We start from the raw sequence: 19,682 nt of genomic DNA, 5'->3' as shown, positions 1-19,682 counted from the left end.
TTAACCGGAGCACCATAACAATGAAAATGCTGTTTTCTGCCGCCGCACTCATGCTGGCGGTGGTTTTACCCCTGGGAAGTGCACAGGCCGAGAGTATCGATCGTAACGCCGTGCTGAATATTGCCTACGGGAACCGGCCTGGAACGCTGGACCCTTATCTGACGACCAATAACGCCACCTCAGACGTGGACAGGCATATTTTCGAAACGTTGTTCACCATCAACGCCAAATTTGAGCCCGTACCGGAGCTGGTGGAAAGTTACACGCTGAGTGACGATCGCAAGACCTACACCTTTGTGTTGCGTGACGGGATCCATTTTCATGACGGACAACCGCTGACTGCGGATGACGTTGTGGCTTCAATGAATCGCTGGCTGGCAGTTTCTACGCAGGGGAAAGCGAATTTGCCCGGCGTGCAGTTCAGTAAGGTGGATGATAAAACCGTCACCTTTACGCTTCCTTCCCCGTCACTGATTACGCTCAACGTGCTGGCAGACGTGAAGAACATCGCCGCTATTATGCCGAAACGCATTATTGATGAGGCCAACAGCAGTAAGAAGCCTGTGACCGAGCTCATTGGCACCGGACCTTACAAACTGGCCGAGTTCAAACCCGGTGATTTTCTGCACTTAACCCGTTATGACCAGTATCAGTCCCGCACGGAGCCTGCGAGCGGTCTATCGGGCCAGAAGAAAGCGGACGTGAAGGACATCTGGTTCCGCTACATTACCGATGAATCCACTCGCCTGGCCGGGGCGATGACCGGGGAATACGATCTGGTATTCCAGCTACCGAAGGACAATATAGACACGCTCAGCAGCGTGCCGGATCTGTCGCTCTTCCAGCCCAAAAGCGGCGGCGCGCTCATTACCTACCTGTTCAATAAAAACCAGGGACCGTTTGCCAAAGTGAAGCTGCGCCAGGCATTCAACCTTGCGCTTAATGTCCATCAAACGCTGCTGGCGGGCTACAGCGATCCGCGTTTCTTTAAGGAAGATCCGTCACTGGGCTTCCCTGAACAGGTGGACTGGTACAGCGAGGCCGGTAAACCTTTCTGGAATCAACATCGGCTCGACGAGGCGCGCGCGCTGGTGAAAGCCTCGGGCTACAACGGTGAAGAAGTGGTAATCATTGCCACGAAAGAATATGCAGAGTTGTATAACCTGGCGATAGTGGCTCAGCAGGTGCTGAAGCAGATTGGGGTGAAGTCACGCCTTGACGTCTACGACTGGCCGACCGTTCTGCAGCGCCGCCAGGATCCGAAAAACTTCGACCTCTGTGCGCTAGAGTTCTCCATGCGTCAGGTGCTACATCAATATCCATTCCTCGATTCTCGCGCGAAGTTTCCCGGGCTGAGTAACAACCCGGAGATCGATAAGGTGCTGGATGAAATCAAGCAGGCGCCTTCATTGAAAGAGGCGAAACCGCTGGTGGATCAGCTGAACAGGTTGAGTTGGCAATATCTGCCGGTCATTGTGCTTGGCCGCACGACGCCGGATGCGGTGGCGCTAAAAGGCAATGTGAAAGGCTATCAGGATCTGATTGGCCCTATTTTATGGAACGTGAGCGTGACGAAACCCTGACGGGAGAAGGCGATGAGAAGATACCTTTTTCACCGCCTGCTGGCACTTCTGCCGGTGCTGCTGGTGGTGTCGGTAGTGGTGTTTTGCTTGATTCATCTCGCACCGGGCGATCCGGCGCTGGTGATCCTGGGGAATGATGCCAGTCCTCAGGATATTGCTGCGCTGCGCCAGCAGATGGGGCTGGATCGGCCCCTGCTGGTGCAGTTTTTCAGCTGGTTTGGCGAGATCCTGACCGGTGATTTGGGACATTCCCTGTTTTTAAATATCAGCGTTATGTCGCTATTTTTACAGCACCTGACGCCGACGCTGGCGCTGGCATTCTATGCTCAACTCATTGCGCTCATTCTGGGACTGGCGGGGGGCGGGATAAGCGCCTGGCAACATGGCGGCATCACGGATCGCATCATTCGTATGCTGGCGACTTTCGGCATGTCGGGTCGGGGTTTTTTGCTCGGCCTCGTCCTCATCTTCTTCTTTGCCGTTCAGCTGCGCTGGTTTCCGGTGGTGGGGTATCGCTCTACCAACGATGATTTCTGGCTGAACGTCTGGTACCTAACCCTACCTGCTATCGCGCTGGGGTTGCGCATCGCCGCACTGATTGCCCGCATGACCCGTGCCGTGATGCTGGATGTATTGCAAGAGCCTTTTATCAACACTGCACGAGCAAAAGGGGTCCCGGAGTGGCTTGTGGTTTTGCGACACACGCTCAAAAACAGCCTGATCCCCATACTGACCATGTGCGGTGAATCCTTCGCGTCGCTGATAACCGGCACGATCGTGATCGAAAGCGTGTTCGGTATTCCCGGCGTGGGATCGCGCATTGTAGATTCGATCGAGCGGCGTGACGTGACGGTGATCCAGGGCGTAGTGTTGCTGATCACCGTTTGCTACGTGTTGATCAACCTGGCAGTGGATCTTCTGAACTATCTTGCCGATCCGCGCCTGTCCGTCGACGGAGGGGAAAAATGATTACCTGCAGAAATCCGGGGCTTTTAATTTGGCCCGCCGTGCTGGGTGCCATTGTGGTGCTGTCATTTTTTGCAAGCATGGTAAGCCCTTACGATCCCTACAGCCTCGATCCGTTAAGCCGATTGACCCCTCCCTCTACGGAACACTGGTTCGGCACCGATAACTTCGGGCGGGATCTCTTTGTCCGTGTGGCGCTGGCGGTGCGCGTGTCGCTCTCGGTGGGCGCAGCGGTAGCGGTGATAGCTGGTGTGACGGGGATGATCATCGGGCTACTGTGCGCCTGGTATCGTCCGGTAGACAGGATCCTGATGCGCGTCTGTGATGGTCTTTTTGCCTTTCCGTCTTTGCTACTGGCGATCGCCATTGTCGGCGTGCTCGGACCGAATATCGCCAACGTGGTGCTGGCGCTATCGTTGGTATACGTGCCGTCGGTTGCGCGGGTGATCCGAGGTGCGGCCATGGTGATCAAGGAGGAGAACTTTATTGAAGCCCTGCGCGCGCAGGGGGCAGGTGCCTCGCGCATTATCTGGCTGCACCTTTTGCCTAACGTGATCTCGCCGTTTATCGTGCAGGTCAGCTGGGTGTTTTCAGTGGCCATTCTTACCGAAGCAGCCTTGAGCTTTCTCGGTTCTGGCGTGCCAGCCCCGATGCCAAGCCTGGGCAACTTATTACTTGAAGGAAAGGCCGTGATCTTCACCGCCTGGTGGATGACCTTCTTTCCGGGGCTCGCCATTGTGTTGCTGATCCTGGGTTTAAATATTATTGGCGATGATCTGCGAGATGGCGCTGACCCGGGCCTTAAACCTCTGCCTCGCCGTGTGTTGCGTCTGCTTAAACAGGGAGGACGCCATGGCTGAAGCCTTACTTGAGGTGAATAATCTTGAGGTTACATTCGCGACGAGAATGGGCGTTGTCTCTCCGGTGCGTGGCGTTTCTTTCCGGGTGAACACCCATGAAACTCTCGGCATCATCGGGGAATCGGGCTGCGGCAAGAGTGTGACTGCTCAGGCGTTAATGGGACTGCTTTCATCCCGCACCAGCCGGGTCAAGGGTGAGGTCATTCTGGGGGGGAGGGCGCAGCACTCGCTGTCGGCAAAAGTACGACGTCAACGGTGTGGGCGAGAGATGGCGATGATTTTTCAGGATCCGCTCGCCAGCCTTAATCCGGTGATGACCATTGGTGCTCAAATTGATGAAAGCTTGCGGCTGCATACCTATCTTAAACGCGCCCAGCGTCAGCAGAAAACGATAGGCCTGTTGGCCCAGGTTGGTATTGCCGATCCTGCCCGCTGCGCCAATGCCTGGCCGCATGAGCTTTCAGGCGGAATGCGTCAGCGCGTGATGATCGCCATGGCGATTGCGACCTCTCCTTCGCTGCTGATTGCTGACGAACCGACTACAGCGCTGGATGCCACTATTCAGGCGCAGATCCTCGATTTACTCGACGGACTTAAGCAGCAGACGGGCATGGGGATTGTCATCATTACCCACGATTTAAGCGTCGTGGCGCGGCTTTGCCAGCGCGTTGTCGTACTGTATGCCGGACAGGTTGTGGAAGAGACTGATGTTCATACGCTCTTTGCACAACCGCGCCATCCTTATACCCGTGCGCTGCTGGCTGCTCGTCCTTCGGCGGAGCATCCTCCCAAAACACCGCTGGCCGAAATCAGTGGTCAGGTACCTTCATTGCATGCATTTCCTTCAGGAGGTAGCTACGCCGATCGCTGCCCGCTGGCGCAACCCCGCTGCCGCACGCAAGCCCCCGAGCTGCAGACGGTGGGATACAAGGCACAGCAGGTTCGCTGCTGGCGGGCCGAGGAAACAGGAGCGGCTGGATGACGATACCCTTATTAAGCGTGAACAATTTGTCGAAAATATTCCATCACCGTGGGCAGAAGGTGCATGCGGTGGATAACGTCAGCTTTACCCTGAACGCAGGTGAAACCTGGGCGCTGGTCGGTGAGTCTGGCAGCGGTAAGAGCACCATCGGCCGTCTTGTGCTGGGGCTAACCTCAGCCAATGCAGGCGACGTCGCGTTTGAAGGCCGTTCACTGACAGGACTGAATACCGCAGGATGGCGCAGCGTGCGCCGCGACATGCAGATGATTTTTCAGGATCCCCTCTCATCGCTCGACCCTAAACGCACCGTGGGTTATAGCCTTGAAGAGCCGCTGACGATTCACGGCATAGGCAATCGAAAAGCGCAGGTTGCTCATATACTCGAGCAGGTTGGCCTGCGCCCCCGGGGTGCCGCCCGTTATCCGCATGAGTTTTCTGGCGGCCAGCGTCAACGGATCGGTATTGCCCGGGCGCTGATACTGAAGCCAAAACTGATTGTTTGCGATGAGCCGGTTTCAGCGCTTGATGTCTCCATTCAGTCACAGATCCTGAATTTGCTTATGCAGCTACAGAAGGAGCATGGGCTGGCATATCTCTTTATTTCCCACGATCTCAACGTTGTCAGGCACATAGCGGACAGGGTCGGGGTGATGTACCGGGGATCGCTGGTTGAACAGGGCGAGACGGCGCAGCTTTTTAGTGCGCCTCAGCATGAGTATACGCGCTATCTTCTGGATGCCATTTTGCCCGCTCATCCCGTAAAGGAGGAGGAAACGCGCGTGGTGGCCAATGGGTAAAACTGTCAGGGTCGATTTGAACGCCGGGTCGGTTATAATAGGCGCAAGCGATCTCTATCACGACCCAATTTAACCCGGCGCACACCGCCTAAAACGAGTAAGTTCAATGAGTGAAATGATTTACGGCATCCACGCGGTGCAGGCCCTTCTCGAGCGCGCACCGGAGCGTTTTCAGGAAGTCTTTATTCTGAAAGGGCGTGAAGATAAGCGTCTGATGCCGCTGATCCACGCGCTGGAAGCGCAGGGCGTGGTGATCCAGCTGGCGAACCGCCAGTTCCTGGATGAGAAAAGTGAAGGTGCGGTGCACCAGGGCATTATTGCGCGTGTGAAGCCGGGCCGTCAGTATCAGGAAAACGATCTGCCGGATCTGATTGCCGAACTGGATAACCCGTTCTTCCTGATCCTCGATGGCGTTACCGATCCGCACAACCTCGGTGCCTGCCTGCGTAGTGCCGATGCGGCGGGCGTACACGCGGTGATTGTACCGAAAGATCGCTCCGCGCAGCTGAACGCGACGGCGAAGAAAGTGGCCTGCGGCGCGGCGGAAAACGTTCCGCTGATCCGCGTGACCAACCTGGCGCGTACCATGCGTCTGCTGCAGGAAGAGAATATCTGGATCGTCGGTACCGCCGGTGAAGCGGACCATACTCTGTACCAGAGCAAAATGACCGGCCGTCTGGCTCTGGTGATGGGGGCGGAAGGCGAAGGGATGCGTCGTCTGACGCGCGAGCACTGTGACGAGCTTATCAGCATCCCGATGGCGGGCAGCGTGTCGTCCCTGAATGTGTCCGTTGCGACGGGTATCTGCCTGTTTGAAGCGGTGCGTCAGCGGGGAGAATAAACAGCAAGGCCGTCCGCAGGGCGGCCTTTTATGTTTTCTCCCTCTCCCGGTGGGAGAGGGCCGGGGTGAGGGCACCAGACGGTGACAACCTCACTCCTCCAGCGATCGTAAATGGTCATCCTTTCTCAGCGTCATCAGCGCAAAGATACTCACCACTGCCGTCGCCATCACGTAATACGCCGGAATATCCAGGTTGCCCGTCTGCTTAATCAGTCCGGTAATGATTAACCCTGCACATCCTGAGAAAATCGCGTTCGACAAAGAGTAGGCCAGCCCCAGTCCTGTATAGCGCACGCGTGTCGGGAACATCTCAGATAGCATTGCCGGGCCTGGTCCTGCCAGCATCCCGACCAGACCACCCGCAATCAACACCACAACAGCCTTCACCGCCAGCGTACTCGACTCCGCCTGCAGGATTTTCAGCAGCGGCAGGGCGAGGATCAGCAAAAGCGCGGTGGCGATAATCATCACCGTGCGGCGCCCGATCCGGTCGCTCAGGATCCCCGACGGAATAATCGTCAGCGCAAACCCAATATTCGAAATCACCGCTATCAGCAGTGCCTGGTTAAACCCGGTGTGCAGCGCCGACTGCAGATAGGTCGGCATTATCACCAGATAGGTATACCCCGCAGCAGACCAGACCATCACGCGGCCAATCCCCATCATGATGGCCCGGAGCGTGGCGGCAGTATCCGCCTGAGCGACAGCCGGTTTATCCTGCTGCTGCACAAAGCTGGGGGGCTCCTCCATGCTGACTCGAAGCCACAGCGCAACGACGCCCATAGGCAGCGCCAGGAAGAACGGAATGCGCCAGCCCCAGTCGTGGAGGGCTTCCGGCGTGAGGAGGGCGGAGAGCAGCGCCACGATGCCTGCCCCCGCCAGCAGCCCCAGCGCCACGGTAAAGGACTGCCACGCGCCATAGAGTCCACGCTTGCCGCGCGGGGCGAACTCCGTCATCAGCGAGACCGCACCGCCGTACTCGCCCCCCGCGAACAGTCCCTGCAGGATGCGAAGCAGTGTAATAATGAGCGGGGCGGCTATCCCGATGCTGGCGTAGACCGGCACAATGCCGATGGCGGCGGTAGCGAGCGTCATCAGCACCAGCACAATGATTAGCGTCGGCTTACGGCCAATCCGGTCGCCGATGCGGCCAAACACCACCGCACCCAGCGGGCGGAAGAAGAAGGCGATGGCAAACGAGGCGTAGGTGAGGATCAGGCTGGTAAGCCCCGCTTCTCCTTCAAGCTGGAAGAAGTTTTTCGCGATAACGGTCGCCAGAAAACCGTAGACCGCAAACTCATACCACTCGATAAAGTTGCCAATGGAGCCTGCAATTAATGCACGCTTATGCGCGTCCCGTTGCATAACGATCCTCACTGAAAGGGGTAAGAATAAATTATTCAACAAAAGCGAAGTGATGAAATAGTTTATTCTTATGTTATGTGAGCTATTTCACGAATGATATCAGCGGGATCGTGAACGTGTGATTCCCCTCCCATGCAGCGTGCGCGCGGTCTGTCCATACTTACCGTCATTGCCACTGAAGGAGGGAGACAGCATGCACTGGCAGACCCACACCGTTTTCAATCAACCGGCACCGCTTTCCAACAGCAACCTTTTTCTCTCGGACTGCGCCCTGCGCGATGCGGTTACGCGTGAAGGCGCCGAGTGGGATATTGAGTTGCTCGCCAGTATCGGGCAGCAATTAGGTACCGCGGAGTCGCTGGAGCTTGGCAGGTTGGCAAACGTCAACCCGCCCGAGCTGTTACGCTATGACCCCACGGGGGAGCGGCTGGACGACGTGCGTTTTCATCCGGCATGGCATCTGCTGATGCAGGGGCTTTGCGCCAACCGCGTGCATAACCTGGCGTGGGAAGAGGAGGCGCGTAAAGGGTCATTTGTCGCTCGGGCCGCGCGCTTTGTACTTCATGCTCAGGTGGAGGCCGGCACGCTGTGCCCTGTCACCATGACGTTCGCCGCCACGCCGCTGCTGCAGCAGGCGCTCCCCAAAATATTTCACGACTGGCTCACGCTGCTGCTCAGCGATCGCTACGATCCGCATCTGGCCCCCGGCGCGCAAAAGCGCGGCCTGCTGATCGGTATGGGGATGACGGAAAAGCAGGGCGGCTCAGACGTGCTGAGCAATACCACCAAAGCGGAAAAATGCAGCGACGGCAGCTACCGGCTGGTGGGGCATAAATGGTTTTTCTCCGTGCCGCAAAGCGATGCACATCTGGTGCTGGCCCAGGCTAAGGGCGGGCTATCCTGCTTTTTTGTGCCGCGCTTTTTACCCGACGGACAACGCAACGCCGTCCGCCTGGAACGCCTCAAGGACAAGCTCGGGAACCGCTCCAACGCCAGCAGCGAGGCGGAATTCCTCGATGCCTCCGGCTGGTTGTTGGGGGAAGAAGGTGAAGGGGTACGGCAGATACTCAAAATGGGCGGTCTGACGCGCTTCGACTGCGCGCTGGGCAGCCACGGACTCATGCGTCGGGCGCTGTCGGTGGCGCTTTATCATGCCCATCAGCGGCAAACCTTCGGTAAAAATCTTATCGACCAGCCGATAATGCGTGAGGTGTTAAGCCGGATGGCGCTGGTGCTGGAGGGGCACACGGCGCTGCTGTTCCGCCTGGCCCGCGCGTGGGACAAGCGTGCCGATCCGCAAGAAGCTGCCTGGGCGCGGCTCTTCACTCCGGCGGCGAAATTTAGCGTGTGTAAAGCGGGCATTCCGTTTGTCGCTGAGGCGATGGAAGTGCTGGGTGGGATCGGATATTGCGAAGAGAGCGAACTTCCCCGTCTGTACCGTGAAATGCCGGTCAACAGCATCTGGGAAGGATCGGGCAATATCATGTGCCTGGACGTGCTGCGCGTGCTGGCGAAGCAGCCGGGGATCCACGATCTGCTTGCTGACGAGTTTGCGCAGGTAAAAGGGCAGGACAGACACTTCGACCGCAGCTGGCGACAGCTGCAGCAAAAACTGCGTAAGCCGCAGGAGGCACAGGGCCGGGAGATTGCTCAACAGCTCTTTTTACTGGGTGCCGGAAGCCAGATGCTGCGACACGCTTCACCGCCCGTGGCGCAGGCGTGGTGCCGCATGATGCTGGATACCCGTGGCGGAACGCTAATGAGCGAGCAGGGGCAAAATGACCTGCTGCTGCGCGCCACGGGCAGAGTCGGTTAGCCTTTTAGCTGGAACAGGCTGACCAGTTGGGTGAGGTGTGAGCCTTTCTCGCGCAGCGTGTGTGCGGTCTGCTCGCTGCGCGAGACGCGGTCGGCGTTGATGTGCGACGCTTCGCCAATGTGCGTCATGGCAAGATTCACCTGCCCAATCCCTGCGGATTGTTCGCGGGAAGCGTGGTTGATCTCGGTAACCAGCTGGCTGATGTTATCGATATGAACAATGATGGCGTCCATAGCCAGACGCGTCTTTTCTGACAGCGCGTGGCCTTCGCTTACTTTGTTCAGCGTATCGCCAATCAGGTGTTCAATCTCCTTCACCGCGTTGGCACTGCGTGCCGCCAGGGCGCGAACCTCCTGCGCCACCACGGCGAAGCCTTTGCCATGTTCGCCCGCGCGAGCCGCTTCGACCGCCGCATTCAGCGCCAGAATGTTAGTCTGGAACGCGATGGACTCAATCACGCGGGTAATGTCCTCAATGCGTTTAGAGGCATCGCGGATGTCGTCCATAGTCGACACCGCGTGGGTGACCGTTTCGCCGCCCTGATGAACCGCGAGCGAGGTTTCACCCACCAGCTGCTGCGTTTGCTCCATGTTGGCGGCATTTTGCTGCACGGTGGCGGCCAACTGCTCCATGCTGGCGGGAGTTTCTTCCACGCTGCTGGCCTGCTTGTTGATCTGCTCCGAGATTTCTCCGGTGTCGGAAGCCAGCGCATTGGTGCCCAAATGGATCTCGCCCGCGGCCTCACGCACCTGCAGGACAATTTTTTGCAGCCCATCGCCAATACCGTTGATGGCATCAACCAGCTGGCCGACCTCATCCTGACGCGTTACGGGCAGGCTGGCGCGCAGATCGCCTGCGGCATACTGGCGGGCCAGCTCGATCACGTTACGCAGCGGGCGGGTCAGCATCCGGCGAATGAGCATCACAAACAGGCCCGCGAAGAGCACGGAAAGCACCACGCCCGCCAGCAGGAACCGGTCACGCATGGCGTTGACGCTTGCGAGAAGGACCGATTTATCCACTTCACCCACGATCGTCCAGTTCCAGCCCGGCAGCGGCGTATAGGCCATTTTCAGCGTGCGGCCGTCGTCACTTACGCGCTCCAGCGTGCCGGAGGAATCGCTCAGCAGTTGCTGTTGGGTGGCGCTGTCCCACTTCGGCAGTTGCCCCTCTTCACTGCCGTGAAACAGGAACTGCCCGCGCGTTTTACCGTTGCTGCGATCCAGCACATAGAAGTGCCCGCTCTCGCCCAGCCGACGGTTGAGGATTTTCTCTCGCATAACGTTCCATGAGTGTGTGATATCTACCCCAACAAAGATGATCCCAATAACCTGGCCTTCACCATTCTTAACCGGCTGGTACTGGGTGATGTAGCGTTTACCAAACAGCAGTGCCAGGCCACGGTAAACCTCGCCCCTGGTGACGGACGCAAACGCCGGGCTGGTGGTATCCAGAAGGGTTCCCATCGCCCGGTCGCCATTCTCCTTGCGCAGAGAGGTGGCAACGCGAATAAAGTCGTTACCGCTGCGAACGAACAGCGTGGAGATTGCGCCCGTACGATTGAGAAAGTCGTCAGAAAAAGCATTGTTTTCATGCAGTTCAGATTCACCGCCTTTCAGCAAAGGCACATTGATCCCGCTAATGGTACGGGTCTGACTCGTATCGACCGTAAATGGCTGAGGCAGGAAAGTGGTAAACAGTCGGGTATAGCTTTCGACCTCTTCGCTCAGACTGGTATTAAACATCTGCACCATATCGACCATGCCGGTGGACTGGTTATGCAAATCTTCGACGGCAAGATCTTCAAGCTGCTGGCTGGCTTTATGGCTGAACAGAAAAGTGAAAAGCAGAAACAGAATGGCGACACTCATACCGGTCAGCAGCGATAGCTTAGTGCCCAGACCCGCACGGCGGAAAGAATTGATCATAAATTGCTCATCATTGAAAAGGTATGCCTGTTCAACGGCAGAGCAGCGATAACATTTATGCTATTAATGTAACAAAATGTTATTTGTTTGTTTTTGGATGGTTTTGAAAAAGATAAAAGATTTGCAAAAACGAAAAGCCACTAAAATTAAGTGGCTTTTATCAGGAGGGGCTAAACATAGAGGATGGCTTGTACCCGCCAATGATCGACATGGTTATCTTCCTGCATCTGGATGATGCGGTACCAGGAAGCGCCTTGTTCATCAGCTTTTAATGCAACGACACGTTCAACGTCTTGCGGGCTCCCCGAAATGTTATTCACGGAGATTTGGCCTATTTCATTCAGGCCAGTCACGCAATCAGCACTGGCGAATTCAGCTGATTGTGCGGTTGTGCTCACAAGGCCTGCTGAGAGCAACAGTGTGGTTAAGGCAAGAGTTCGTTTCATCGTCAGCTCCATTTCACATGTCTCCGGTATCCGCCGGGCAATCCTTCGCAAATAAACTCACTTCCATTAGTGCAGGCATGGAGTTTATTGTGGACAGGAAAATGTCTATGGACGCAAAGCAGTGTAAATGTCGTTCAAACGATCGCCATTACTTACGGTACAAAATCGCCTGCGAGTACCACTGTCCCGTAATGATGGTTTCGTCGATCATAATGATGACGTAATAATCTGCTTTGGCGGCTGCGGCTTGTGCTTCAATAGAGGCTTCCGCGTCATCCGGGGAACCGCGAACCAACGCGGAGACAGTGCCCATTCGCTGTAATCCTTCAGTCTGATTACGACGAATTTCCTGTGGATGATCGGCGACCGGCGGAGCGGGTTGCGGTGTCCCCTGCAGCGCGCTACAGCCACTGAGCAGAAACACAAACAATAAAGCAGCAAACCTGCGCATAACCATATCTCGTTTCCTGATAGCCATAGTGTAGTTGCCTGTAAATTTAGTTTTGGGGGAATGTTCCCGAAGTGTTATCTGAGGCGAAGATTTCGAATGAAAATATCCAGAAACCGTAATCCAGCTCTCAAACATTATGAATCATTCATCAGTACAGGACCGACAATGATTGAACTCGAAACGCGACGCCTTGGTGACCGCGAAATATTACATGCTTTCCCCACCGGAAAAAGTGAGCAGCCGCTGCCAGTTGTGGTTTTTTATCATGGGTTTACCTCGTCAAAACTGGTTTATAGCTATTTTGCTGTGGCGCTGGCGCAGGCTGGATTCCGCGTTGTTATGCCGGATGCTCCGGATCATGGCGCGCGATTTTCGGGCAACGAGCAGGCGCGGCTCGGCCAGTTCTGGCAAATCTTGTACGGTAGCCTGACGGAATTCGCAGGGCTGCGCGATGCGCTTTTTGAGGCCGGGCTGGTGGAGAACGATCGCCTGGCGGTTGCTGGGGCTTCAATGGGGGGAATGACGGCGCTGGGGATCATGACGCATCATTCGGAGGTGAAGTCCGTCGCTTGTCTGATGGGGTCGGGCTACTTCACTTCGCTCTCGAAGACGCTGTTTCCCTCGCAGAACCCAGAAGATATCGAAGCGGCGCTGGCGGAGTGGGACGTCACCCATGCGTTACCGCACCTGGCCAATCGCCCGCTGCTGCTGTGGCACGGCGATGCGGATGATGTGGTTCCGCCTGACGGAACTTTCCGTTTACAGCAGTCGTTAAAGAATGAAGGGCTGGACGGCAATTTAACCTGCCTTTGGGAGGCGGGCGTTCGTCACCGTATTACGCCGACGGCGCTGGATGCCACGGTGAGCTTTTTCCGCCAGCACCTTTAAACCCGAAGAATTTTGACCCCTTGATCTTCCAGCTTCTGGAGGATCTCCGGGTTGGCATTTTTACCGGTGATCACCATGTCGATTTGCTCGGCACGGCTGAACAGCATGCCTGCGCGCTCGCCCACTTTGCTGCTGTCGACCAGCACAACAAGCCTGCCTACCACGTTAAGCATGTTTTGCTCCGCCATGGCGGTCAGCATATCGGTTTTATACAGCCCATCTGTAGTCAGGCCTTTACCGCTGGTGAACATCCAGTGTCCGGCGTAGAGGCTATTTTCACTGTCCTGTGGGCTGAGCGTAATGGACTGGCTCTTATTGTACTGACCGCCCATGATCACTACGCTTTCATGCTCCTGGTCAATGAGATAGTTGGCCAGCGGCAAATAGTTAGTGATGATTTGCACCGGTTTGCCACACATCTCCCGCCCCAGTAAAAACGCCGTGGAGCCGCAGTTGATCACGACGCTTTCGCCAGGGTTGACCAGCTGTGATGCTGCTCTTGCAATCCGCACTTTTTCATCGTGGTTCTGCGCCTGATGAATGTTCATCGGCGTCCAGCGCGGACGCTGCTGGCTAATGGCTTCCGCACCGTTACGGACTTTTTTCAGTTTGCCACTTTCGTCCAGCTTGTTGATGTCCCGTCGGGCGGTTGCCGGAGAAATGCCTAATCGTTCGATCACTTTCTCAACGGTGATAAACCCTGTTTGCGCCAGGAGTTCCAGTAAAATTTGATGTCGTTGCGCTTCCGTCATGAGCTATTCCGATAAGAATTGATTTGAAAAGATGATATTTGAAATAGCGTGAAATTACTAAAATAAATATGACATCGCCAGACACAGGGTCTGGCGATTTGACTTCACAATCAGAGGAAGGACTTGAACGGCAGGTCAGGCTCAATGGTGAAGCAATCATCGAAACCACGTGGGTAGTGATATTCCAGATTATCTTTGTCCAGTGGCCAGGTGAACTTGCCTCCGACCTGCCAGATGAACGGCTTGAAGCCATACTTCAGGCGGTCTTTCTTCATTTCCCACAGCACGCGGATTTCCTGCGGGTCTGCCTGGAAGTTTGACCAGATATCATGGTGGAACGGAATAACCACTTTGGTGTTCAGCGCTTCCGCCATGCGCAGCATATCGGCGCTGGTCATTTTGTCGGTGATGCCGCGCGGGTTCTCACCGTAGGAGCCCAGCGCCACGTCGATCTGATGCTCGTTACCGTGCTTCGCATAGTAGTTGGAGTAGTGGGAGTCCCCGCTGTGGTACAGAGAACCGCCAGGGGTTTTAAACAGGTAGTTCACCGCACGTTCGTCCATACCATCTGGCAGCACGCCTGCTGCTTTCTGATCGGCGGGCAGGGTGATCAATGCTGTACGGTCAAAGGCATCCAGCGCGTGGATTTCAATGTCTTTAATTTTTACTACATCGCCCGGTTTCATCACGATGCAGCGCTCTTTCGGCACGCCCCAACCGATCCACAGATCCACGCAGGTCTGCGGCCCAATGAACGGCACATCGTCCGCGCAGTTTTGCATCACCGCTGCAGCCACGTTCACGTCGATATGATCGTTATGATCGTGGGTAGAGAGGACGGCGTCGATCTGACGAATTGCAAACGGATCGAGCACAAACGGCGTAGTACGCAGGTTCGGCTGCAGTTTTTCCACGCCCGCCATGCGCTGCATCTGATGACCTTTTTTCATCAGCGGATTGCCGTGGCTCTGTTTACCGGTGCCGCACCAGAAATCGACGCAGATATTGGCGCCTCCTTCTGATTTCAGCCAGATACCGGTACAGCCCAGCCACCACATTGCAAATGTGCCAGGAGCAACCTGTTCCTGCTCGATCTCTTCATTCAGCCAGCTACCCCATTCCGGGAAGGTGCTCAGAATCCATGATTCACGGGTGATGGTGTTCACTTTACTCATCGTTTTGACTCCTGGTTTAATCAAAAGTAATCACAATGTGATTTGTTGTGATTGATGCTGGCATCATTTGACGCGTTTTGCAATGGTGAAAATGGTGAATTTTATCTGTTCGACTTCACGGATTATCCGCTTTTTACTTGTTAGACTATCCGATATTAATCATTAATTACATGAATTATAAAGATTAATTTATTTTTCATGCACGGTAGTGAAAATCATTACTAACACCATGGAAATAATTTGCGTGATACGTCACAAATAATCAAATCCAATCTTGTGGTGATTATTTGTGATTACTAGAGTGATGGCACCAACCACACAGGGATTGCCCCTCGTGTTCTCATTTCTGGAGAGAGTTATGGAGATCCTCTACAACGTCTTTACCGTGTTCTTTAATCAGGTAATGACCAACGCCCCGCTGCTGCTGGGTATCGTGACGTGCCTGGGCTATATCCTGCTGCGAAAAAGCGTCAGCGTGATTATTAAAGGCACCATCAAAACCATTATTGGTTTTATGTTGCTGCAGGCGGGTTCAGGCATTCTGACCAGCACCTTTAAGCCGGTTGTCGCCAAAATGTCGGAAGTGTATGGCATTAACGGCGCTATCTCTGATACCTACGCATCCATGATGGCGACCATTGAACGCATGGGGGATGCCTATAGCTGGGTGGGGTATGCGGTTCTGCTCGCGCTGGCCCTGAACATCATTTACGTTCTGCTGCGCCGCATTACCGGCATTCGCACCATCATGCTGACCGGCCACATCATGTTCCAGCAGGCGGGGCTGATTGCGGTTTCTTTCTATATCTTCGGCTACCCAATGTGGACCACGATTATCTGCACCGCGGTGCTGGTTTCGCTCTACTGGGGTATCACCTCCAACATGATGTACAAGCCAACCCAGGAAGTGACTGATGGCTGCGGCTTCTCCATCGGTCACCAGCAGCAGTTCGCCTCCTGGATTGCTTACAAAGTTGCGCCGTACCTGGGCAAAAAAGAAGAGAGCGTTGAAGACCTCAAGCTGCCCGGCTGGCTGAATATCTTCCACGACAACATCGTTTCAACGGCAATTGTGATGACCATCTTCTTCGGCGCCATTTTGCTCTCCTTCGGCATTGACGTCGTTCAGGCGATGGCGGGTAAAACCCACTGGACGGTCTATATCCTGCAGATCGGCTTCTCCTTCGCGGTGGCCATTTTCATCATCACTCAGGGAGTACGTATGTTCGTCGCCGAACTGTCGGAAGCCTTCAACGGTATCTCCCAACGCCTGATCCCTGGCGCAGTGCTGGCGATTGACTGTGCTGCTATCTATAGCTTTGCGCCAAATGCGGTGGTCTGGGGCTTTATGTGGGGCACCATCGGCCAGCTGATTGCGGTAGGCATTCTGGTCGGCTGCGGCTCTTCAATCCTGATTATTCCTGGCTTTATCCCGATGTTCTTCTCCAACGCCACCATCGGCGTGTTTGCTAACCACTTCGGCGGCTGGCGCGCAGCGCTCAAGATGTGTCTGGTCATGGGCATGGTTGAAATCTTCGGTTGCGTGTGGGCGGTCAAGCTTACCGGTATGAGCGCCTGGATGGGCATGGCTGACTGGTCAATTCTGGCGCCGCCGATGATGCAGGGCTTTGCCTCCGTCGGACTGGTCTTTATGGCCGTCATCATTCTGATTGCACTGGCTTATATGTTCTTCGCTGGCCGTTCTCTGCGAGCTGAAGAAGATGCGGAAAAACAAACAGCAGAAGTGTCTGCTCATTAAGGAGTTTCGATTATGACCGTACGTATCCTGGCTGTATGTGGCAATGGGCAAGGCAGCTCCATGATCATGAAGATGAAAGTGGATCAGTTTTTAACCCAGTCAAACATCGACCACACGGTGAACAGCTGCGCAGTGGGCGAATACAAAAGTGAGCTGAACGGCGCAGACATCATCATCGCTTCTACCCACATCGCCGGTGAGATCACCGTGACGGGCAACAAATATGTGGTGGGCGTGCGCAACATGCTGTCGCCTGCGGATTTCGGCCCAAAACTGCTGGAAGTGATCAAAGAGCACTTCCCTCAAGACGTGAAGTAAGGACGAAACATGAAATTACGTGATTCGCTGGCAGAAAATAACGCCATTCTTTTGCAGGCGGAGGCCAGCACCTGGCAGGAGGCGGTGAAGCTGAGCGTGGATCTGCTGGTTAAGGCTGACGTTGTCGAGCCGCGTTACTACCAGGCCATTCTTGATGGCGTGGCGCAGCACGGCCCTTACTTTGTGATTGCGCCAGGCCTGGCCATGCCGCACGGCCGCCCTGAAGAGGGCGTGAAAAAAACCGGCTTTGCCCTTGTGACGCTGAAAACGCCGCTGGTGTTTAACCATGAAGATAACGACCCGGTCGACATCCTGATCACCATGGCCGCCGTGGATGCCAACACCCACCAGGAGGTGGGCATCATGCAGATCGTCAATCTGTTTGATGATGAAGCCAATTTTGACCGTTTACGCGCCTGCCGTACCGAGCAGGAAGTGCTGGATTTAATTGATAACGCCACTGCGGCGGCAGTCTAAGAGGAACTGAATATGTCATTACCAATGTTGCAGGTTGCGCTGGATAACCAAACGTTGTCCCACGCTTACGAAACTACCCGTCTGATCGCGGAAGAAGTGGACATCAGCGAAGTGGGTACCATTCTGTGCGTGGGTGAGGGCGTTCGCGCCGTTCGCGACCTGAAGGCGCTCTATCCGCATAAAATCGTGCTGGCGGATGCCAAGATCGCCGATGCAGGCAAAATTCTTTCCCGCATGTGCTTCGAAGCGAATGCTGACTGGGTCACCGTGATCTGCTGTGCAGATATCAACACTGCGAAAGGCGCGCTGGACGTGGCAAAAGAGTTTAACGGCGACGTGCAGATTGAACTGACCGGCTTCTGGACCTGGGAGCAAGCGCAGGAGTGGCGTGACGCGGGCATTCAGCAGGTGGTTTACCACCGTAGCCGTGATGCGCAGGCTGCAGGCGTGGCGTGGGGTGAGGCGGATATCAGCGCCATCAAACGTCTGGCGGATATGGGCTTCAAAGTGACCGTCACCGGCGGCCTGGCGCTGGAAGATCTTCCGCTGTTCCAGGGCATTCCAATTCACGTCTTTATTGCCGGTCGTAGCATTCGTGATGCGGCGTCTCCGGTGGAAGCGGCGCGTCAGTTTAAACGCTCAATCGCTCAGCTTTGGGGCTAAGGAGCGGGTATGTTGTCAAAACAGGTCCCGCTTGGCATCTATGAAAAGGCACTCCCCGCGGGGGAGTGCTGGCTGGAGCGGCTGCAGCTGGCAAAACAGCTGGGCTTCGATTTTGTCGAAATGTCCGTGGATGAAACAGACGAGCGCCTCTCTCGCCTCGACTGGAGCCGTGAACAGCGACTCGCACTGGTGAGCGCCATTGCTGAAACGGGCGTGCGCGTGCCGTCCATGTGTCTGAGTGCCCACCGCCGTTTTCCGCTCGGCAGCGAAGATGATGCCATACGCGCGCAGGGGCTGGAGATCATGCGTAAAGCCATTCGCTTTGCGCAGGATGTCGGTATCCGCGTGATCCAACTGGCGGGTTATGACGTTTACTATCAGGAAGCCAACGATGAAACGCGCCGTCGTTTCCGCGATGGTCTGAAAGAGAGCGTTGAGATGGCAAGCCGCGCGCAGGTCACGCTGGCGATGGAGATCATGGACTACCCGTTGATGAACTCCATCAGCAAGGCGCTGGGCTACGCGCATTATCTCAATAATCCATGGTTCCAGCTTTATCCCGATATCGGCAACCTGTCGGCATGGGATAACGACGTACAGATGGAGCTGCAGGCGGGCGTCGGTCATATCGTGGCGGTGCACGTCAAAGATACCCGTCCTGGCGTATTCAAAAATGTTCCGTTCGGCACCGGGGTGGTGGATTTCGAACGGTGCTTTGAAACGCTCAAACAGACGGGTTATTGCGGGCCTTACCTGATTGAAATGTGGAGCGAAACGTCAGCCGACCCGGCTGCCGAAGTCGTGAAAGCGCGGGACTGGGTGCGCGAACGTATGGCGCGGGCGGGATTGCTGGAGGCTGAACATGCTTAAGCTTAAACAGCAGGTCTTTGAAGCCAACATGGATCTGCCGCGCTATGGCCTGGTCACGTTCACCTGGGGCAACGTGAGCGCTATCGATCGCGAGCAAGGTCTGGTAGTGATCAAGCCGAGCGGTGTGGCGTATGACACCATGAAAGCTGAAGATATGGTGGTGGTGGATCTCGAAGGGCGTGTCGTTGACGGCAAATGGCGGCCTTCATCAGATACCGCAACCCATCTGGCGCTGTATCGGCGTTATCCGTCCCTTGGCGGCGTGGTGCATACCCACTCCACGCACGCGACTGCCTGGGCTCAGGCGGGGCTGCCCATACCGGCACTAGGGACGACGCATGCGGACTACTTCTTTGGCGACATTCCCTGCACGCGCGCATTAACGCAGGCTGAAGTGGAAGGCGAGTACGAGCTCAACACCGGGAAGGTCATCATCGAAACGTTGGGCGAAAGTGAACCGCTGCATACGCCGGGGATTGTGGTATACCAGCACGGCCCGTTCGCCTGGGGTAAAGATGCTCACGACGCGGTACATAATGCCGTGGTGATGGAAGAGGTGGCCAAAATGGCGTGGATTGCCCGCGACATCAATCCACAGCTTCAGGGCATTGATGATTACCTGATGAACAAGCATTTTATGCGTAAGCATGGCCCGAATGCCTATTACGGGCAAAAGTGAATAAGTGCTCTGGAATACCAAAAACAGTTGTAACCGGTGGTATTCCGGAGCCATTCACAAAAAAAA

Annotated in this window: 20 protein-coding genes; 14 read left to right on the top strand and 6 right to left on the bottom strand. The window is 55.6% G+C overall.

Features of this window, described 5'->3' with window-relative positions; all coding sequences use genetic code 11:
- Positions 1 to 20 precede the first annotated feature (20 nt).
- The 6 genes from ENTMO_RS0104065 to rlmB all read left to right on the top strand — a co-directional run bounded on the left by ENTMO_RS0104065 (position 21) and on the right by rlmB (position 6,029).
- Entirely contained in the window at positions 21 to 1,583 is a 1,563-nt protein-coding gene (locus ENTMO_RS0104065) for an ABC transporter substrate-binding protein (protein WP_010427477.1), read from the top strand.
- Between the two features lie 12 nt (positions 1,584 to 1,595).
- A complete protein-coding gene (locus tag ENTMO_RS0104060) occupies positions 1,596 to 2,552 on the top strand; it encodes an ABC transporter permease (protein ID WP_010427475.1) in 957 nt (318 codons plus the stop codon).
- Complete coding sequence (locus tag ENTMO_RS0104055) at positions 2,549 to 3,409, top strand: ABC transporter permease (RefSeq protein ID WP_010427473.1); 861 nt, start codon at positions 2,549 to 2,551, stop codon at positions 3,407 to 3,409. The genes ENTMO_RS0104060 and ENTMO_RS0104055 overlap by 4 nt, the downstream gene beginning before the upstream one ends.
- Positions 3,402 to 4,391, top strand: a complete 990-nt coding sequence (locus ENTMO_RS0104050; RefSeq protein ID WP_029484953.1) for an ABC transporter ATP-binding protein — start codon at positions 3,402 to 3,404, stop codon at positions 4,389 to 4,391. Before ENTMO_RS0104055 ends, ENTMO_RS0104050 begins: the two co-directional genes overlap by 8 nt.
- Complete coding sequence (locus ENTMO_RS23735; RefSeq protein WP_010427470.1) at positions 4,388 to 5,188, top strand: ABC transporter ATP-binding protein; 801 nt, start codon at positions 4,388 to 4,390, stop codon at positions 5,186 to 5,188. The genes ENTMO_RS0104050 and ENTMO_RS23735 overlap by 4 nt, the downstream gene beginning before the upstream one ends.
- A gap of 106 nt (positions 5,189 to 5,294) precedes the next feature.
- Positions 5,295 to 6,029 carry a 23S rRNA (guanosine(2251)-2'-O)-methyltransferase RlmB gene (gene rlmB, locus ENTMO_RS0104040; protein ID WP_010427468.1) on the top strand — a complete coding sequence of 245 codons (735 nt, stop codon included), beginning with the start codon at positions 5,295 to 5,297 and terminating at the stop codon, positions 6,027 to 6,029.
- Between the two features lie 90 nt (positions 6,030 to 6,119).
- On the opposite strand, the gene ENTMO_RS0104035 is transcribed toward rlmB, so the two are convergent.
- Positions 6,120 to 7,394 carry an MFS transporter gene (locus ENTMO_RS0104035; protein ID WP_010427466.1) on the bottom strand — a complete coding sequence of 425 codons (1,275 nt, stop codon included), beginning with the start codon at positions 7,392 to 7,394 and terminating at the stop codon, positions 6,120 to 6,122.
- Between the two features lie 193 nt (positions 7,395 to 7,587).
- Between ENTMO_RS0104035 and ENTMO_RS0104030 the strand changes: the two genes are divergently transcribed.
- Positions 7,588 to 9,210, top strand: coding sequence for an isovaleryl-CoA dehydrogenase (locus ENTMO_RS0104030; RefSeq protein WP_010427464.1), 1,623 nt, complete (start codon positions 7,588 to 7,590; stop codon positions 9,208 to 9,210).
- On the opposite strand, the gene ENTMO_RS0104025 is transcribed toward ENTMO_RS0104030, so the two are convergent.
- The 3 genes from ENTMO_RS0104025 to bsmA form a co-directional block, all read right to left on the bottom strand.
- Positions 9,207 to 11,138 carry a methyl-accepting chemotaxis protein gene (locus ENTMO_RS0104025; protein WP_010427463.1) on the bottom strand — a complete coding sequence of 644 codons (1,932 nt, stop codon included), beginning with the start codon at positions 11,136 to 11,138 and terminating at the stop codon, positions 9,207 to 9,209. The genes ENTMO_RS0104030 and ENTMO_RS0104025 overlap by 4 nt on opposite strands.
- Positions 11,139 to 11,308: 170 nt before the next feature.
- Complete coding sequence (yjfN, locus tag ENTMO_RS0104020) at positions 11,309 to 11,584, bottom strand: DUF1471 family protease activator YjfN (protein WP_139157912.1); 276 nt, start codon at positions 11,582 to 11,584, stop codon at positions 11,309 to 11,311.
- 148 nt (positions 11,585 to 11,732) lie between these two features.
- Entirely contained in the window at positions 11,733 to 12,062 is a 330-nt protein-coding gene (gene bsmA / locus ENTMO_RS0104015; RefSeq protein ID WP_071985399.1) for a biofilm peroxide resistance protein BsmA, read from the bottom strand.
- Positions 12,063 to 12,200: 138 nt separating this feature from the next.
- On the opposite strand from bsmA, the gene yjfP reads away from it, so the two are divergent.
- The gene (gene yjfP / locus ENTMO_RS0104010) at positions 12,201 to 12,923 is read left to right on the top strand and encodes an esterase (protein WP_010427458.1); all 723 of its coding nucleotides are present in this window, start codon (positions 12,201 to 12,203) and stop codon (positions 12,921 to 12,923) included.
- On the opposite strand, the gene ulaR is transcribed toward yjfP, so the two are convergent.
- Positions 12,920 to 13,675 carry an HTH-type transcriptional regulator UlaR gene (ulaR, locus tag ENTMO_RS0104005; RefSeq protein WP_010427457.1) on the bottom strand — a complete coding sequence of 252 codons (756 nt, stop codon included), beginning with the start codon at positions 13,673 to 13,675 and terminating at the stop codon, positions 12,920 to 12,922. The genes yjfP and ulaR overlap by 4 nt on opposite strands.
- A gap of 110 nt (positions 13,676 to 13,785) precedes the next feature.
- On the bottom strand, positions 13,786 to 14,850 hold the full coding sequence (gene ulaG / locus ENTMO_RS0104000; RefSeq protein WP_010427455.1) for an L-ascorbate 6-phosphate lactonase: 1,065 nt from the start codon (positions 14,848 to 14,850) through the stop codon (positions 13,786 to 13,788).
- 358 nt (positions 14,851 to 15,208) lie between these two features.
- Between ulaG and ulaA the strand changes: the two genes are divergently transcribed.
- Genes ulaA through ENTMO_RS0103970 form a run of 6 tightly spaced genes read left to right on the top strand, consistent with a single transcriptional unit; the run spans position 15,209 to position 19,616 of the window.
- Entirely contained in the window at positions 15,209 to 16,609 is a 1,401-nt protein-coding gene (ulaA, locus tag ENTMO_RS0103995; protein WP_010427454.1) for a PTS ascorbate transporter subunit IIC, read from the top strand.
- Between the two features lie 12 nt (positions 16,610 to 16,621).
- Positions 16,622 to 16,927 (top strand): PTS ascorbate transporter subunit IIB, encoded by a 306-nt coding sequence (gene ulaB / locus ENTMO_RS0103990; RefSeq protein ID WP_000218355.1) that lies wholly within the window; start codon positions 16,622 to 16,624, stop codon positions 16,925 to 16,927.
- Between the two features lie 9 nt (positions 16,928 to 16,936).
- Positions 16,937 to 17,404: a PTS ascorbate transporter subunit IIA gene (gene ulaC, locus ENTMO_RS0103985; protein WP_010427452.1), complete on the top strand. Its 468-nt coding sequence runs from the start codon at positions 16,937 to 16,939 to the stop codon at positions 17,402 to 17,404.
- 12 nt (positions 17,405 to 17,416) lie between these two features.
- A complete protein-coding gene (gene ulaD, locus ENTMO_RS0103980; protein WP_010427450.1) occupies positions 17,417 to 18,067 on the top strand; it encodes a 3-keto-L-gulonate-6-phosphate decarboxylase UlaD in 651 nt (216 codons plus the stop codon).
- Between the two features lie 9 nt (positions 18,068 to 18,076).
- On the top strand, positions 18,077 to 18,937 hold the full coding sequence (locus ENTMO_RS0103975; protein ID WP_010427449.1) for an L-ribulose-5-phosphate 3-epimerase: 861 nt from the start codon (positions 18,077 to 18,079) through the stop codon (positions 18,935 to 18,937).
- Positions 18,930 to 19,616 carry an L-ribulose-5-phosphate 4-epimerase gene (locus ENTMO_RS0103970; protein ID WP_010427447.1) on the top strand — a complete coding sequence of 229 codons (687 nt, stop codon included), beginning with the start codon at positions 18,930 to 18,932 and terminating at the stop codon, positions 19,614 to 19,616. Before ENTMO_RS0103975 ends, ENTMO_RS0103970 begins: the two co-directional genes overlap by 8 nt.
- Positions 19,617 to 19,682: the final 66 nt, after the last annotated feature.

Source organism: Enterobacter mori LMG 25706 (genome assembly GCF_000211415.1).
Classification (GTDB): domain Bacteria; phylum Pseudomonadota; class Gammaproteobacteria; order Enterobacterales; family Enterobacteriaceae; genus Enterobacter; species Enterobacter mori.
This window is presented reverse-complemented; position numbering and strand designations above follow the sequence as displayed.